General features: G+C 59.6%; 13 protein-coding genes. All 13 read right to left on the bottom strand.

Annotated features, from left to right (window positions below; all coding sequences use genetic code 11):
- Positions 1-407: 407 nt before the first annotated feature.
- Complete coding sequence (locus DFT_RS03695) at positions 408-2,132, bottom strand: radical SAM protein (RefSeq protein WP_054029868.1); 1,725 nt, start codon at positions 2,130-2,132, stop codon at positions 408-410.
- 131 nt (positions 2,133-2,263) lie between these two features.
- Positions 2,264-3,469 carry a cell division protein FtsZ gene (gene ftsZ, locus DFT_RS03690; protein WP_054029867.1) on the bottom strand — a complete coding sequence of 402 codons (1,206 nt, stop codon included), beginning with the start codon at positions 3,467-3,469 and terminating at the stop codon, positions 2,264-2,266.
- An 81-nt stretch (positions 3,470-3,550) separates the two neighbouring features.
- Positions 3,551-4,780 (bottom strand): cell division protein FtsA, encoded by a 1,230-nt coding sequence (ftsA, locus tag DFT_RS03685; protein ID WP_054029866.1) that lies wholly within the window; start codon positions 4,778-4,780, stop codon positions 3,551-3,553.
- 8 nt (positions 4,781-4,788) lie between these two features.
- Positions 4,789-5,658 carry a cell division protein FtsQ/DivIB gene (locus DFT_RS03680; RefSeq protein WP_054029865.1) on the bottom strand — a complete coding sequence of 290 codons (870 nt, stop codon included), beginning with the start codon at positions 5,656-5,658 and terminating at the stop codon, positions 4,789-4,791.
- 64 nt (positions 5,659-5,722) lie between these two features.
- Positions 5,723-7,135 carry a UDP-N-acetylmuramate--L-alanine ligase gene (murC, locus tag DFT_RS03675; RefSeq protein ID WP_054029864.1) on the bottom strand — a complete coding sequence of 471 codons (1,413 nt, stop codon included), beginning with the start codon at positions 7,133-7,135 and terminating at the stop codon, positions 5,723-5,725.
- Positions 7,136-7,176: 41 nt separating this feature from the next.
- Positions 7,177-8,295, bottom strand: coding sequence for an undecaprenyldiphospho-muramoylpentapeptide beta-N-acetylglucosaminyltransferase (murG, locus tag DFT_RS03670; RefSeq protein ID WP_076750331.1), 1,119 nt, complete (start codon positions 8,293-8,295; stop codon positions 7,177-7,179).
- Positions 8,279-9,403, bottom strand: a complete 1,125-nt coding sequence (gene ftsW / locus DFT_RS03665) for a putative lipid II flippase FtsW (RefSeq protein ID WP_054029862.1) — start codon at positions 9,401-9,403, stop codon at positions 8,279-8,281. The genes murG and ftsW overlap by 17 nt, the downstream gene beginning before the upstream one ends.
- Positions 9,400-10,767 (bottom strand): UDP-N-acetylmuramoyl-L-alanine--D-glutamate ligase, encoded by a 1,368-nt coding sequence (gene murD, locus DFT_RS03660; RefSeq protein ID WP_054029861.1) that lies wholly within the window; start codon positions 10,765-10,767, stop codon positions 9,400-9,402. The genes ftsW and murD overlap by 4 nt, the downstream gene beginning before the upstream one ends.
- A gap of 5 nt (positions 10,768-10,772) precedes the next feature.
- Complete coding sequence (mraY, locus tag DFT_RS03655; RefSeq protein ID WP_054029860.1) at positions 10,773-11,852, bottom strand: phospho-N-acetylmuramoyl-pentapeptide-transferase; 1,080 nt, start codon at positions 11,850-11,852, stop codon at positions 10,773-10,775.
- Between the two features lie 88 nt (positions 11,853-11,940).
- The gene (locus tag DFT_RS03650; protein ID WP_054029859.1) at positions 11,941-13,356 is read right to left on the bottom strand and encodes a UDP-N-acetylmuramoyl-tripeptide--D-alanyl-D-alanine ligase; all 1,416 of its coding nucleotides are present in this window, start codon (positions 13,354-13,356) and stop codon (positions 11,941-11,943) included.
- A 9-nt stretch (positions 13,357-13,365) separates the two neighbouring features.
- Complete coding sequence (locus tag DFT_RS03645; protein WP_054029858.1) at positions 13,366-14,940, bottom strand: UDP-N-acetylmuramoyl-L-alanyl-D-glutamate--2,6-diaminopimelate ligase; 1,575 nt, start codon at positions 14,938-14,940, stop codon at positions 13,366-13,368.
- Positions 14,937-16,667 carry a peptidoglycan D,D-transpeptidase FtsI family protein gene (locus DFT_RS03640; RefSeq protein ID WP_054029857.1) on the bottom strand — a complete coding sequence of 577 codons (1,731 nt, stop codon included), beginning with the start codon at positions 16,665-16,667 and terminating at the stop codon, positions 14,937-14,939. The genes DFT_RS03645 and DFT_RS03640 overlap by 4 nt, the downstream gene beginning before the upstream one ends.
- Positions 16,657-16,938, bottom strand: a complete 282-nt coding sequence (locus tag DFT_RS03635; RefSeq protein ID WP_054029856.1) for a cell division protein FtsL — start codon at positions 16,936-16,938, stop codon at positions 16,657-16,659. Before DFT_RS03635 ends, DFT_RS03640 begins: the two co-directional genes overlap by 11 nt.
- Between the last annotated feature and the right edge of the window lie 39 nt (positions 16,939-16,977).

The raw sequence follows: 16,977 nt of genomic DNA, 5'->3' as shown, positions 1-16,977 counted from the left end.
AAACTGTTGAAATTATATACCTGACCGGAGGATGGCCCAACACTTGGTGGGAGAGAACTGTCAAAGATTTTTACGAATTGTCATCGATTCGAACGTACGGTGATCGCCAGGCCACTTCGCAGAGGCCCAGCAACTCTAACTGAAGACTATTCATTAAACCCGGCGTGGGCAGGGCAGGTGGCCGATGCCACACGCCTAGCGGTCAAGTGTCGCTAAAATGCACGGCGGGCGGCCCAGAAACTCGCTGCGCTCAGACAGTCTGGGCCGCTTGTCCGCCGTTTGCATTCAAGCGACACTAAGCCGCATGGCTCATGTGGCCCTGCCCACGCCTGCCTTCTAAGTTGCCATGCGATTTTTTTATCAAACAGCTTTTGTCAAGCCTGTCCTTCAGGGTGGAACACATTCGACTAGAATTTCTTGCAGACACCACAGATCTGACAGTTCTCAGGGTCGGCGGGACAGGGCGGGGTTTCCTTGGCCTGCAAAGCGCGCTGATACTCATTCCAGAGAAAGCGCTTGTTCAAGCCTTGATCGATGAAGTCCCAAGGCAGACGTTCATCCCGAGGACGTTCGCGGTAAACATAAAAATCCGGGTTGAGGGAGGAAGATTTGAAGGTCCGGGGCCAGTTGCCCTCGTTCTCATGAGCCGACAGCAACAATTGAGCCACGCGCCGATCACCGCGTGACAACAGGGCCTGAATGTAAGCCCAGCGCGGCACGTCGGCATGGACACGCACGTTGGCCACCTTTTTTAGGTCCATCTTGATCTGTTTGATTTTCTGTTTGAGGTGGACGACATCATCCATGGCCGTCCATTGAAACGGTGTAAACGGTTTGGGTATGAAGGAGTTGAGACTGACGGTGATGGTGCCCATGTGGCCGCGCGCGCGACTCGATCCCAGGAAACGATGTTTTATCTTTTTGACGAGAGTGACGATGGCCGCGACATCCTCGTCCGTCTCTGTGGGAAGACCGACCATGAAATAGAGCTTCAGGTTGGGAATACCGTTGGCCACCAGCCGTTCGGCCGCATCGAGGATGACCGCTTCGCTCATCCCTTTGTTGATCACCCGACGCATGCGCTCCGAGCCTGTCTCGGGTGCGATGGTGGCGGTTTTAAGGCGACCGCTCTTCATGGCCGCGATCAGCCCGTCGTCCAGGGCATCGGCCCGCAGCGAACTGAAAGCGAGCTGCAATGCATGTCGGCTTCCGAAATCACACAGTGCTTTCAGATCGGGAAGGTCGGATACCGCCGCACCCAGGAGGCCGACCTTTCCAGTCTGGTCGGCCCCCTGTTGCAGGGCATGAAGCAGCCGGGGCAAGGGACGATATCGCGGGGGACGGTACACATAGCCGGCGGCGCAAAAACGGCAGCCATGAGGGCATCCCCGGCTCACTTCGATGAGGAAAGCGTCTTCAAATGTCGTGTGCGGCGTCACCACCGTGCTGGTCGTATCGAACTGGCCGATATCGGCGGCATAGACCCGCGTTATTCTTTCAGGGACCTCGGCCAGTGGCGTAAAACCGGCCAGGGTCCCATCCGGATGGTGGCTGTCCTCGTAGAAGGAAGGCACGTAAACGCCGGGCAGATCCCGGGCAGCCTTCAACAAAAACTCGCGACGATCCATTCCCGGATGAAAACACTCGAAAAAATCTGATAGCAGGGCTTCGGCTTCGCCGATCAGAAAGCAGTCTATGAACGGCGCGAGGGGTTCTGGATTGAGAGAAGCGGAGACTCCCCCTGCCAAAATTAGGGGGAGGGAGGCGCCACGATGGGCGGATGACAGGGGGAGCTCCGCTTTTTGCAGGATGGTCAGTACATTGGCAAAATCATTTTCGAATGAGAGCGAAAAAGCCAAACCATCGAACTCACGCAACCTGCGCCCCGATTCGAGGGAAACCAACGGCCGGTCGGCGTGATTCGTTTCAGGGAGAAACGCACGCTCGCAAACCACATGATCCATTGCATTGAGTAACCGGTAAACCGTTTGGAATCCCAGACTGGCCATGCCCACGGCATAGTGATTGGGATAGATGAGCGCCACACGCACGCGATCATGCCACGATTTATGGGTTGTACCGACCTCTGCATCGAGCCTTTCTTTACGCTGTTTGTCTGTTCCGGGTGCCATCAAACACTCCGTTTAAAAAAAATTGATCCTGAAACCGGATCGCCCTGACCGTTTGGATGGCACCCATTGATCCACAAAAACGCATTCAACCTTGCCTGTCTTTCCCAGCAGGACCGCTTGACACCAAATCCCTAATCCGCCTTGCGTCTCAGGAATGTCGGCACATCCAGGTCATTGCTGTCGATGACCATGCCCTTGTAGCCTTTATAGAGCGACCCGGAGGATTCGTTGGCCGCCAGCTGCTGCCGGCGGACCCGCCGGAAGGTGGGCTCGTCCAGATCATCGCCGGCTGCCAGATCCGCCGGCGTGATATCGCGCACCTTCCCGCCATAGGTCGGATCGGAGACCGGGGCCTGGGCCGGGGCCGGCTCCTTTTTATCCTTCTCGACACCGATGCCGGTGGCAATGACCGTGACCCGCATCTCATCGCCCATATCGTCATCGATGACCGCGCCCCAGATAATATCGGCATCATCGCCGACTTCGTTGTATATACGGTCGGATGCCTCGGTCATCTCTTCCATGGTGATATCGCTGCTGCTGGTGATGTTCATGAGCACACCCTTTGCGCCGGAAATATTGATGTCCTCGAGCAACGGATGGGAAATGGCGCGTTCCGCGGCTTCCACGGCCCGGTTCTCTCCACTGGCCACACCGATACCCATGATGGCCATGCCGGCCTTGGACATGGTGGTCTTGACATCGGCGAAATCGAGGTTGACCAACCCCGGCCGGATGATCAGATCGGTAATGCCTTTCACCGAATGGAGCAGTATTTCATCGGCCTTGCGGAACATGTCGATCATGCGGGCATTTTTGGAAGCCAGACCGCGCAGCCGGTCATTGGGAATGGTGATGACCGTGTCGGCCACCCGCTTGAGCTCTTCCAGGCCTTCGTCCGCGGCGCGCGCGCGTTTTTTACCCTCAAAAGAAAAAGGACGCGTGACCACGGCCACGGTGAGGATCCCCAGCTCCTTGCACAACCCTGCGATGACCGGAGCGGCGCCCGTTCCGGTGCCGCCTCCGAAACCGGCGGTAATAAACACCATGTGGCTGTCAGTCAGCGACGCCTTCACCGCCTCGCCGCTTTCCAGGGCGGCATCCCTGCCGATCTGCGGATTGGCCCCTGCGCCCAGTCCTTCGGTCAGCTTCTCTCCCAGCTGGATTTTGATTTCCGCCTTGGAAACCTCCAGGGCCTGGACATCGGTGTTGGCGGCAATGAATTTTACGCCATGCAGATTGCTGGTGATCATGTTGTTGATGGCATTGCCGCCCGCCCCGCCAACGCCGATCACCTTGATTTTTGCCGAATTTTCCTGCTCGATGTAACTAAACATAGTCTCCCCCTTTTTGTATGTTAAAGGTTTCCCCCTATATCCTTCTCTTTTAAGCAGACAGGTGAATACCCGAACGATTCTTCATATTACTTCCTTGAACCATTTCTTCATCCGCTGCACGATGCTGTTGAAAATATTCTTATCGCGAATGCGGAACTTCTTGACCGGCTGTTTGCGTGCCCCATACATCACAAGCCCCACGCCCGTGGCATACATGGGATTGTTCACCACATCGGTCAGACCCGTGATCCCTTGGGGCTTTCCGAGTCGGGCCGGAAGCCCCAATACGGATTCGGCGATGTCCGTTACCCCATCGAGCAGTGCCGTTCCGCCGGTGACCACCACGCCCGACGTCACGTAGTGCTCCATCTCCGCACGATAGATTTCCCGTTTGAGCAAGGTAAAGATCTCTTCCATGCGAGGTTCCAAAATCTCTCCGAGGATCTGGCGCGGCAACTTGCGGGCTTTTCGCCCACCCATACCCGGCACTTCGATAGTATCTTCCGTGTTGATGTTCTCCGACAGGCAACTGCCGTACTTCTTCTTTATCTTCTCCGCCTCGGCCAATGGCGCCCGCAGGCCGATGGCGATATCGTTGGTCAGGTTGTCTCCGCCCAGGGCCAGCACAAAGGTGTGCTTGATGTTCTGACCGGAGAAAATCGCCAAATCCGAGGTGCCGCCGCCCAGATCGATCAGGGCTGTCCCCAGTTGCTTTTCTTCCCCCGTCAATACGGCCTCTCCCGAAGCCAGCGATTCCAGGACGATGTCGCACACATCCAGCCCCGCCCGGTTGGCGCACTTGACGATGTTGTGGGCCGAGGTCACCGCGCCGGTCACGATATGGATTTTGGCTTCGAGGCGCACACCGGCCATGCCCACTGGATTCTGGATGCCGGTCTGGTCGTCCACGATATACTCCTGAGGCAGGACGTGGATCACTTCCCGATCCATGGGAATGGCCACGGCGCGCGCGGCGTCGATCACCCGGTCCACATCCAGGGGCGTAATCTCGGGCCCCTTGATGGCCACGATGCCGCGGCTGTTGAAACCGGTGATGTGGCCTCCGGCGATGCCGGCATAGACCGAGGAGATTTCGCAGCCGGCCATGAGTTCGGCCTCCTCGACGGCCTTTTTGATCGACTCCACCGTCGATTCGATGTTGACCACAACGCCCTTGCGCAGCCCTACCGAAGGATGGGTGCCGATTCCGATGACATTGACTTCCGGTCCCCGGACTTCACCGACGACGCAGCAAATTTTGGTCGTCCCGATATCCAGTCCCACGACGATGTTCTCGTTGCCCTGCGCCATAACTCTCCTTAAGCTCCCTGCGCGTCGGATGCGTTGAGCCGCACCACGACCCGATCCGGGTTGTTCAGGTCCACCATTTGAAAGCTGCGCCACTTGCCGTTCCCTTGCAGAACCGGCCGTAACCGCTTGAATCGCTCCAGTTTGGTGTCCAGGTCGCCAAAACCCAACTGGATCATCCGCTCTTGGTCCTTGAGCACGATCGTGATGCCCATCTCCTTATCCAACCGCAATTCCTGAATTTCGGTGTAAGGGATAACGCTCACCGGTTTGCGGCACGATTGCAGCACATCGACCACCGCCGCCATCGGAGGGTTGAGTGCGTCTTCGCCGAGGCTGATGTCCCCGTATTCGATGCCCTGTATCAGGGGCAGCCCCGAGGCTTCAGCGTCCTGAACCTCCTTGAAAATCTTTCCATCCGTATTGATCAAGAACCGGCGGCCAAGATCGATCTGCGCCAACGCCTCGTGTTCGACAAGCCGGATGGTGATCGTTTCCGGAATTTCTCTTGCCACCCGGGCATCGGCGACCCATGGATGGGCGATCAACCGCTTGCGGACCAGGCTCAGGTTGAGGGCCAGCAGATTGTTTCCGATATCGATACCGGCCTGGGCGAGGACCTGTTCTTCGGAAAGCCTCTGGTTGCCGCCGATGCGGATCTTCTCGGTCCGGAAGTAATCGGAGCAAGTGACAGCCGCATAGACATACATGAACCCGGCGGACGCCATCAACAGACCAGCGATGATACCGCAGAGCTTCACGCCGGTAAGCGTCCTCGCCATCCAGCGTCGCCGCAGTTGGCCCAAGTCTTTCTTGCGTCGGTTCTTTCTCGTCTTGCGGTTTTTGGAATTGCCCAGCACCGTGACCGTCCCTTGAATCATGTCGTCAAAAAATCCTTCGCTCCCCTGCCTTCCGGCGATCGAAAGCGCCTGTCCATCGACCGCTTTAATCTTCTAACTTCCCGGTCTCTTTTTTCGGCACGCCGGTCGTCTTCAACCGATCGAGCAACCTCTCGCCGACCTGATACACATTGCCAGCCCCCAGGGTGAGCACCACGTCCCCGGTCGTGACCCATTGGGCCAAGTCAGATACCGCTTCTTCCAGGCCCTCGGCAAAGCGTACGTCCTTGTGGCCGTGAGCCCGGATGCTCTCGCACAGGCCGCGACTGTCGATTCCCTCGATGGGCCGCTCGCTGGCCGCGTAAATGGGAAGCACCATGAGCACCTCCGAGCGGTAAAAGCTGCGGGCAAAATCATCGTACAACGCCCGGGTCCGGCTGAACCTGTGCGGCTGGAAAACGACCACTTTGCGCCGTCCCGGCCATCCCAGCTCCATGGCTTCGAGGGTGGTTTTAATTTCGGTGGGATGATGACCGTAATCATCCACCACCGTGATGCCCCCGATCTCCCCCTTGATCTCCATTCGACGCTGGACGCCCTCCACATTTCCCAGGGCCTTCTTGATCCGCCCGAATTCGATACCCAGCTCCAACCCGACGGCAATGGCAGCCAGGGCATTATGCACGTTGTGCATACCGGCCAGACTCAGGGCGATCCGGCCCAGCGGGGTGCCTTGAAAAACGACCTCAAACTGGCTGGCCAGACCCCGGCACACCACGTCGCGCGCCTGCAAATCGGCCTGAGCATTGGTGCCGTAGGTGACATAGCGTTTACGGATATGGGGAATGAGATCCTGAACCGCATCGTTGTCCAGACACAACACCGCCAGGCCATAAAAGGGGATTCGGTCGATAAAATTGAGAAACACCCGCTTGATGTCCTCCAGGTCCTTGTAGAAGTCGAGGTGCTCCCGATCGATATTGGTCACCACGGCGATGGCCGGCGAATATTTCAAGAAAGAGCCGTCGCTCTCATCGGCCTCGGCGACGATGTAATCGCCCTTGCCCAGGACGGCGTTGGAGCCGATCCCCTTGAGCTTACCGCCGATCACCACGGTGGGATCGAGCCCGCCGGCGGCCAATATGGAGGCTACCAACGATGTGGTGGATGTTTTGCCATGGGCGCCGGCCACCGCGATGCTGTATTTGAGGCGCATCAACTCGGCCAGCATTTCGGCCCGCGGAATCACCGGCACTGAATGCTGGATGGCGGCGCTCACCTCCGGATTGGATGGATCGATGGCCGACGAGACCACCACCACATCGGCGCCGGCAATTTGGTCGGCCTCGTGACCTTCGTATATTCTGGCGCCCAGGTGGGACAGGCGTTCAGTGATATCCGATGATTTCAGGTCTGATCCGGAAACCTCGTAATGCAGATTCAACAGCAGTTCGGCAATGCCGCTCATGCCGATGCCGCCGATGCCTACGAAGTGAATGTGATATTTTTTTCGATACATATTTTCCGCCTATGCCTAATCCCCTTGCGGTATGGAACCGCCTATCCACCGATGAGCTTGTAGATGTCACCGATGATCATCAGGGTGGCGTCGGGGCGCCCCAACGAAAGCGCCTTGGCTGCCATCTCCGACAATCGCGAACGATGATCCATCAAATCGAGAATTTTTTCCGCCAGCCCCTTTCCCTCGAGTTGGGATTCCGGCACCATCTCCGCGGCACCGGCGTCGACCAGGGCGCGCGCATTGCACGTCTGGTGATCGTCGGCCGCAAACGGATACGGTACGAATATGGCGGCGCGGCCCACGGCCGTGATCTCGGCGACGGTGGTGGCCCCGGCGCGGCAGATGATCAGGTCCGACTGCTGATACTGCTCGGCCACATTGTTGAAAAAAGCCTGCACCCTGGCCCGCATTCCCGCGCGGTTATAGGCCTCTGCCACGACGGTTTCCTCTTCGCGACCGGTCTGGTGAACCACCATCAGCTCCCGCCGGTCTGCCAGGTAGGGCAACGCCGCCACCATGGCCTGGTTAATGGCCCGGGCGCCCTGACTGCCACCCAGCACCAACACCGTGAAACGCTCTTCGTGCTGCGGTCTGGGCATCTCGCCCAGCACCAGGATCTCATCTCTGACCGGATTGCCGGTGACAAGGGTCTTGGTCGCATCGAACCGCCCTGCCTCGTCGGGAAAGGTCAGATAGATACGCTTCACGATTCGCCGCAGCAGACGATTGGTCATACCCGGCAACTGGTTCTGCTCGTGGAGCACGGTAGCCACGCCGCTGAGCCATGCCGCCAGCACCACCGGACCCGCCGAATAGCCCCCCACACCCAGCACGACGTGAGGATCGAAGGATTTGATCAGACGCCGCGATTGCAGGACCGCTTTGGGCATCTTGATCAGAGACCGGAACTGGTTCCAAAGCCCACGGCCCTTCAGACCTTCCACCCGGATCACCTCGTGCGGCCAACCCAAGCGTGAGAGGACCTCCACTTCCAGCGGACGACCGGCATTGACGAACAACACCTGATTCTTGCTGTGACGGGCAAGAAATGCCTGGGCAACGGCGATGCCGGGAAACAGATGCCCGCCCGTGCCCCCGCCGGCGACGATCATGCGGAAACTTTGCGCCGATCCGTATGGTTCAAACACGCTTGGCATGATGCGATCCGATGTTCATCAAGATGCCGATCCCGACCATGTTGAGCAGCAACGAGCTTCCGCCATAACTCAAAAACGGAAGCGTCAGCCCTTTGGTCGGCAAAAGCCCCAGGCAAACGCCCATGTTAATCGATACCTGCACGGCCAGGGCGAACGCGATGCCCGTGGCCATGAGCATGCCGAAATCATCTTCGCAGCGACACGCGATGTGAACGCTGCGCCACAGGACCAGACCGTACAGCCCAAGTATGAAAAGCACGCCCAGAAATCCCAACTCCTCTCCGATGACGGCAAAAATAAAGTCGGTATGCGGTTCAGGCAGATAAAAGAGTTTTTGATAGCCCTTGCCGATGCCGGCCCCCCAAAATCCGCCTGTACCAAAGGCCATCAGCGAATGGATGATCTGATAACCTTCGTCGGCGGGATATTGCCAGGGATCGAGGAAGCTGACCAATCGTTTGATGCGGTATGCGGCATTGGTCATCAGGAGGTAGGCCATCGGCAGCAACAACAAAGAGGCGGAGAGCAGATGCCGCAGCGGCACCCCGCCCACGAACATCATCAGCCACGCGATGAGGCCGAAAATGACCACCGAACCGAAATCGGGCTGAATCACCAATGGAATGCTCAGCAAGAGCAGGATCAGCAGATGCGGCACGAATCCCACCCAAACATCCTTGAGCAACGGCTGCTTTTTGCTCAGGGAGTAAGCCAGGTAGACGATCAAGGCCAGGCGCGCCGCCTCCACCGGCTGAAACGTGACCGGACCGATCCGCATCCAACGCAACGCCCCGCCTGCCGCCAACCCCAACCCGGGAACCTGCACCAGGCTCAACGACAGCAAGGCCATGGCCAACAGCGGATAGGCCAGGGAACGGTAAATCCTGAACGGGACATGGCTGAACACGACCAGCGCGACGATGCCGATCAGGGAGTAGGCCGCCTGCCGTTTTAAAAAATAGGTCCCGCTGCCGAACTTCTCCAAAGCCACGGCCGAACTGGCGCTGTAGACCATGACGATGCCGATGCCCACCAGGAAAAGGACGGCGAACAAAAGGCGTACGTCGTAGGTCGTTTGAGACACGGCGTCGGTTTGGGTTCGGGTCATGCCAACTCTCCCACAGACCGCCGAAACACATCGCCCCGCTCGGCATAATTGGCAAACATGTCGAAACTGGCACAAGCCGGCGACAGTAGAACCGTATCGCCGGGGTCGGCCGCGGCATAGGCGCGGCGCACCGCATCGGCCATGTCGGCGGCCGTCTCGCAGCCCTGCGACGGCGCCGTCTGTAGCGCCTCCAATACCTCATCGCGGGATTCGCCGATGGCGATCAGGCGTTTCACCCTGGCCTGGACATGCGCATACAGCGCTGAAAAGTCATATCCCTTGTTGCGTCCACCCAGGATCAGGATCACCGGATTCTTGAAACACTCCAAGGCGCGGATCACCGCATCCACATTGGTCGCCTTGGAGTCGTTGATGAATGTCACGCCGTTGACCTCCCCCACCGGCTCCAGACGATGCGGCAGGGCCTGAAACTCGTCCAAGGCCTTCTGGACCGCCTGCAGATCGACCCCCACCGCCAATGCGGCCAGGCATGCGGCCGCGATATTCTCCCGGTTGTGCGGTCCTATCAAGGTGGTGCGCACCAACTCGATGCGACCATCGACCAACTCCGGGATCACCACGGCGATCTGACGGGGGGTGATGATCGCCCCCTGGCCCGGCCCGCCGCAAAGGCACGGCCGGCTGTAAAAGTTGAGCAGGCGGCTTTTCACCGATCCGCATTGGCCCTGAACCAGATCGTCTCCGCCGTTGCAGACGGCGAAGTCTCCGCTCTCCTGGTTCATGAAGAGCCGCCCCTTGGAGGCGGCATAGGCCTCCATGGAGTCGTAGCGGTCCAGATGGTCCGGTGTGATATTGAGCAGGACCGCGACGTGCGGCCTGAAGGTCACAATGGTGTCGAGCTGGAAGCTGCTGATTTCGGCCACCACCGCGTCGAGTTCGTCGTCGCGGCCGGCGATGTCGATCAACGGACGGCCGATATTGCCGCCCACGTACACCCGCCTGCCGCCTGCGGCCAGCATGCCACCCAACAGCTCGGTGGTGGTGGTCTTGCCGTTGGTGCCGCTCACCGCCAGGATCGGTTTACGGATGAAGCGCGCCGCCAGCTCGATCTCCCCGATGACCGGAATGCCCTTCTGCCTGGCCCTGTTCAGGGGCTCGATGGTGTGGGGCACTCCGGGACTGATCACGATCAACTCGGCCGCCTCGAAGGTGGTCGTGCGATGGCCGCCCAGTTCCAGGTCCGCCGGCAACCGGCGGGCCTCCTCGGCAAAGGCGCCCAGCTGCTGCTCGCCGGCCCGGTCCGTCACGGTGACCCGGGCGCCGCGGGCCGCCAGGAAACGCGCGACAGCCAATCCCGAACGCGCCAGCCCTACCACGACCGTCTTTTTACCCATCAGATGCATACGACCTACCGCAATTTAAGGGTACTCATGCTCAACAACGCCAGCGCAATGGCGATGATCCAAAACCGGACGATGACCTTGGGCTCGGGCCACCCCTTCAATTCAAAATGGTGATGCAGAGGCGCCATGCGGAAAATGCGCCGCCCCTTGGTCAGTTTGAAATAGCCGACCTGAAAAATCACGGACAGGGCCTCCATGACGAACAATCCCCCGACCAGGGCCAGGACAATCTCCTGTTTGGTGATCAATGCCACCACCCCCAGACTCCCGCCCAACGACAGGGACCCCACATCTCCCATGAATACCTGGGCCGGATAGGCATTGAACCAGAGAAACCCAAGACCGGCCCCGATGAGCGCGCCACAGAATATGGTCACTTCGCCGCAACCGGAAACGAAATGGATCTGCAAGTACTCGGCGATTTTGATGTGACCGGCCACATAAGCGAAAATCATGTACGCCACGGCCGCGACCGTCACCGGCCCGATGGCAAGACCGTCCAGACCATCGGTCAAATTGACGGCGTTGGACGCGCCCACGATGACGAAGGCGGCGAAAACGACATACCACCACCCCAGGTCAGGAGAGACGTTCTTGAAAAAGGGCATGGTCACATGGGTATCGAATCCGGCGTGCAAGACCAGCAGGATCCCGATGACCAGCGCCAGAACGGTCTGCAGGATCAGTTTGCCGCGGCCGCTCAATCCCTTGCTGCGCTTTTTCACCTGCATGAGGTAGTCATCGACGAAACCGATCAACCCGAAGCCGATCAGCACCAGCAAGACGATCCAGATGAAAAAATTGGTCAGGTCGGCCCAGAGCAGGGTGGCGCCGGCCACGGCGATGATGATCAACACCCCTCCCATGGTGGGCGTTCCCGCCTTCTGAAGATGGCTCTGGGGGCCGTCTTCGCGAATATATTGCCCCACCTGCAGATAGCTCAGCCTGCGAATCACCCAGGGGCCCAACAGAAAACAGATCAAAAAGGCCGTCAGGATGGCGTAGATGCTCCGGAAGGTGATATAGCGGAACACATTGAAGGCCGAGATGGTCGTGTGCAGTGGATAGAGCAGGTGATAGAGCATTCAGGCCTCTTTTCGGGGTTTATCCGCAAGCGACGTGCTGCGTCCTGTTCGGTACCGGATTCCCCCATCCGTACCCTTTAATTGTGATTCAAACCGGCTTCGGATCGTCGCCCCGTGACCGAAGCGCCTCGACCACGCTTTCCATGGCCATGCCGCGGGAGCCTTTTACCAGGACCCAATCGCCAGTCGTCAGACGATCGCGCAAATCGGCGACGATCGCGCTCTTTTCCCCGATGAAGACGGCATCGGGCGCCATGCCTTCGGATTGGGCGCCTTGGCGCACGGCCTCGGCAAAATGGCCATAGATGTACAACCTGGATATGCCCGATTGGGCCGCCCGCGCGCCCATCTCGCGGTGCAGGCGCTCGGCATGATCACCCAATTCGAGCATGTCGCCCACCACGATGATTCCGGTGTCTCCTTGACGCAGTGCGCGCAACGTATCGAAGGCCGCCGCCATGGATTCCGGGTTGGCATTGTAGGTGTCGTCGATGACGTGAAAGCCCAGCGCCGTCTCCAGCACCTGGAGTCGCCCCCGGGTCGGTACGAAGGCCTCCAAGCCATTCTTGATCTCGGCCGCCGTCAGCGCCAGGACATGGCCGACGGCTGCGGCGGCCAAAGCATTGGCGACCATGAAACGTCCCGGCGTGCCCAGATGGATCATGATGGTCTCATCGGGCAACACCAGTTCGAAGGTGATGCCCCGGTCGGCCAGCCGGATGTCCCGGGCCCGGACCTGGGCCTCCGGGCCAAAGCCGAAAAAGACCACCTTCCGATTGGCCCCGGCGGCCAATGCGGCCACATGGGCATCGTCCCGATTCAAAACGACCGTTCCCCGAACGTCAACATGGGCGATCAATTCCCCCTTGGCCCGCGCCACACCCTCCAGGGAACCCAGAAATTCCAGATGGGCCGGCCCCACATTGGTAATCACCGCGATGGTCGGCCGGCAGATGGCGCCCAACCGGGACATTTCGCCCGCATGGTTCATCCCCAGTTCCAGGACCGCCGCCTCGTGGTTCGGCGACAACTGGAACAGGGTCAGGGGCAGACCGATTTCATTGTTGAAATTGCCCTGGGTGGTCAGCGTACGGTACCGTTGACCGACGACCAGGGCGGTCATTTGGCGCGTCGAGGTCTTGCCGTTGGAGCCGGTGATGGCCACCACCGGAATGGCGGCCCGGCCGCGCTGATAGGCAGCCAGGGCGCCCAGGGCGCCGATCGTATCCGGCACTTCGATACAGGTGACCCCCTGGGCTTGCCACCGATCGTGGGCCAGTGCCACCGACGTCCCCGCCTGCACGACCACCCCCCGAGCGCCCTTGTCGATGACCTGGTCGATGAAGGTGTGTCCGTCATGGCGCTCGCCGCGAATGGCAACGAAAAGCTGACCGGCATGGGCAGACCGCGAATCGATGGTCACGCCATCGAAGCCGGCCCCCGCAACGCCATAACGCAGCTGTCCCCCGGTGGCTTTCATGATGTGCTCAACGGTCCACTGCATGGCGCTCCTTCATTCTGCCGGCGATTCGGCGGATAAAGCTTCCAAGGCTTTTCGGGCCTCTACGCGATCATCGAAGGACAATCGCCGCGCGCCCACGATCTGATAAGGTTCATGCCCTTTTCCGGCGATCAAGACCGTATCTCCGGTTCGGGCGGCCGCGATACCGAGCCCGATGGCCCTGCGTCGATCCGGTTCGATCACGTACCCCCTGCGGTCAAACCCATCCGCCAATTCAACGGACGAATAGGCGTGATCGCACGTCTGGCGCACACCCGCCACGATCTGATCGATGATCTGCAGGGGCGGTTCGCTGCGCGGGTTGTCCGACGTCACCACCGTCAAATCGCTCAGCCTGGCCGCTATGGCGCCCATAAGCGAACGCTTGGCGCGGTCCCGATCCCCGCCGCATCCAAACACACAGATCATCCGTCCGTGACAAACCGCCCGCAGCGATTGGAGTGCTTTTTCCAGGGCGTCGGGTTTGTGCGCATAATCGATATAGACGAAACGGTGTCCGGCCGGATCGACCACCCGCTCCAGTCGGCCCGGCACATGTCCCAGAGATGCCACTCCGAGCTGGATCGTATCCAGTTCGACTCCCAGCGCCAGGGCGGTGCCTGCGGCATTGAGAATGTTTTCCAGGTTATGGCGACCCACCAAGGCCGATCGGATGGAAAGCGTCCCCTTGGGGGTGTCAACCACGGCTGACAGTCCGGTCAAATCGGCCCGGGACGATTCGACCCGGATGTCGGCCTTGCCGCCCTGGGCGGTGGTCAAGTGCGCCATCTCCAAGCCGGCCGCCAGTTCCGCGCCTTTTGGGTCATCGATGTTGATGACGGCCCGCACATCGCATTTGCCCCGGGAAGCCGGCAGAAATTGGGTAAACAGCTTGCGTTTGCTGTCCCAGTAGGCCGCCATGGTATGGTGAAAGTCGAGATGGTCCTGGGACAGATTGGTGAAAACGGCCACATCCACATCGCAGGCGTGAATCCGCTGGAGATCCAAGGCGTGGGAGGACACCTCCATGACCACATGAGAGGTGCCCGCATCGGCCATCTGCGCCAGAATGCGTTGCAGGTCCAAGGATTCAGGCGTGGTGATCGGGTTGTCGAAGCTGTGGCCGCCGAACCGGTAGTTGATCGTACCGATGACCCCTACGGCCATGCCGGCCGTCTTGAGGATGCTCTCTATCAGGTAGCTGGTGGTGGTCTTGCCGCTGGTGCCGGTGATGCCGATCACCGTCATCCGTCGCGACGGGTGGCCGTAGAATTCCGCGGCCATGGCCGCCATGGCCTTACGGCCGTCGAGGACCGGTATGCTCTCGCTTTCCCGCCCCGGCATGACACGCTCGCAAAACACGGCCACGGCACCGCGCTCAACGGCCTCGTCGATATAGCGATGGCCATCGGCCGAAAAACCTTTAATGGCGACAAACACCCCACCCGGTTGTACCTCTTGCGCGCGATAAAAAAGACCGCTCACCGGCCGCTCGCCGTGGACGGACAGCACTGCCGCCTCGCCGGCGGTCAAGTCTATACCGCCGCCGTCGACCTCCACCGCATGTATAAGACGCGCCAATTTCATCCGCTTACCTTGACGTCCCTGGAAACCCTCAACTTCTCCCAATCGGGCGATGGCACCACGTTCAGATAGCCCATGGTCTCCTTGACGATCCGCGCAAATGCCGGAGCGGCGACCGATCCGCCGTGGACATCTTCCTTGGGTTCGTCCACGACCACGAGAACCGCGATCAACGGTCGCTGAGTAGGGGCGAACCCGATGAACGACGCCGTGTAGAGCTCTCGGGAGTATTTCCCCTGGGCATCGATCTTCTGCGCGGTACCGGTTTTCCCGCACACTTCGTAGCCGGCCACCGCGGCCTTGACCCCCGTACCGCCCTCGGTAATCACGCTGCGCATGATGCGTCGCACGGTCACCGCGGTCTGAGCCGAAACCACCTGCCGCACGGCCTTGGGTGTCACGGTCCGCACCGGTCGGCCGTTGGCATCGGTAACGGCCTGGACCACATGGGGCTGCATCATTAAACCATCGTTGGCCAGAGCGCCTGCCGAGGCGATGAGCTGCATGGCTGTGACCGAGATGCCCTGGCCAAAGGAGATGGCGCCGGTATCCACCGTGGTCCATCGTTTGTAATTGGACAGACTGCCCGAGGATTCCCCCGGGAAATCGATCCCGGTGCGCTGTCCGAAACCAAATCCGTGCAACGATTCGTGCAGCCGGCGGGCACCGAGCTGCTCGGCCACCTTGACCGTCCCGATGTTGCTGGAATATTTTACGATTTGCTGCAAAGAAAGCCATCCATGAGGCTTGGTGTCATGCAGCGTGTGCCCCCCAATCACATAAGCGCCGTTTTCGCAGAAAAAAATGGAAGCAGGGCCGCTCTGGCCGCTTTCAAGGGCCGCCGCAGCGCTGAAAATCTTCATGGTCGAACCCGGCTCGAAGGGATCGGTGATCGCCCGGTTCCGCCATGTCTTGCGATCGGAACGACCAAAGGCATTGGGATTGAAAAACGGATAATGGGCAATGGCCAGCATGGCCCCGGTCTGGGTCTCCATCACCAAAGCGATGCCCGACCGGGCCTTGGATTGGGTCACGGCTTCGGCAAGCGCGCTTTCGGCAATAAATTGCACCTGGCGATCGATGGTCAAAATCAAATTTTGACCGGCCTGCTGCCCTGCGGCCCATTGATCGGCGTCGAATCCTCGCCCCAGGGCATCCTTCAAGATTTTAACGGTGTTGGCCTCACCCTTGAGTTCTTCATTGTAGTAGAATTCGAGGCCTTCCAGCCCTTGACCGTCGATGCCCGTGAAACCAAGAACCTGGGCCGCCAGGGTGGTGTTGGGATAAAAACGGCTATGCTCCGGCAACAAGGCGATGCCCGGCAATCCCAGTTTCTTGACCGCCGCGACCTCCTTGGGGGTGGCCTGACGCTTGATCCAGGCGAAGGAGCGTTTGCCGGCCAGTTGTTTACGCACCGCGCTGGATTTCAGATGCAGCGCCTTGGCCAGCTTGACCGCCGCCTGTTCTCTGTTGGCCAGCAAGGTGGGATTCACCGCCACCGACGTGGTCTCGATGCTCACCGCCATGGCTTCGTGACGGCGATCGTAAATGGCACCCCGTTTTCCCCTGAGGGTCAACTCACGCTCGTACTGCCCGGCCGCCTTGTCCGAAAGCCAACTCCCTTTGTGAATCTGCAAATAGGCCGACCTGGCGCCTACAACGGTCAACCAGAACATGAAAAGCGTGCAAACCAGGGCCGCTCTGAAATTTTTGGGCTTCTTAATCTTCATGTAAAGGCACCACGACGATCTGTCCGGGCTCCGGAACGGCCAGGGCCAGCCGTTCACGCGCAACACGCGAAACGTGTTCCGGTGCTTTTAAATGGGCCAGTTCAATCTTCAAACTGTTTTGCAGCAGCTGAAGCTCCTTTTGTTTACGACGCTCAGCGGTGATGACATACCCGGTCTGTACGCACTCCACGCGACACCATGTGTAAAGCAGCAGCTCTCCCAGAAAAATCGTCAGCATCGCCACCCCGATCACGCCGGTACGGCTCTTCATCCGTCTTTCGGTTTGGGGGGCTCTTGCCGGCATATGTTA

The organism is Desulfatitalea tepidiphila, assembly GCF_001293685.1.
GTDB lineage: Bacteria > Desulfobacterota > Desulfobacteria > Desulfobacterales > Desulfosarcinaceae > Desulfatitalea > Desulfatitalea tepidiphila.
This window is presented reverse-complemented; position numbering and strand designations above follow the sequence as displayed.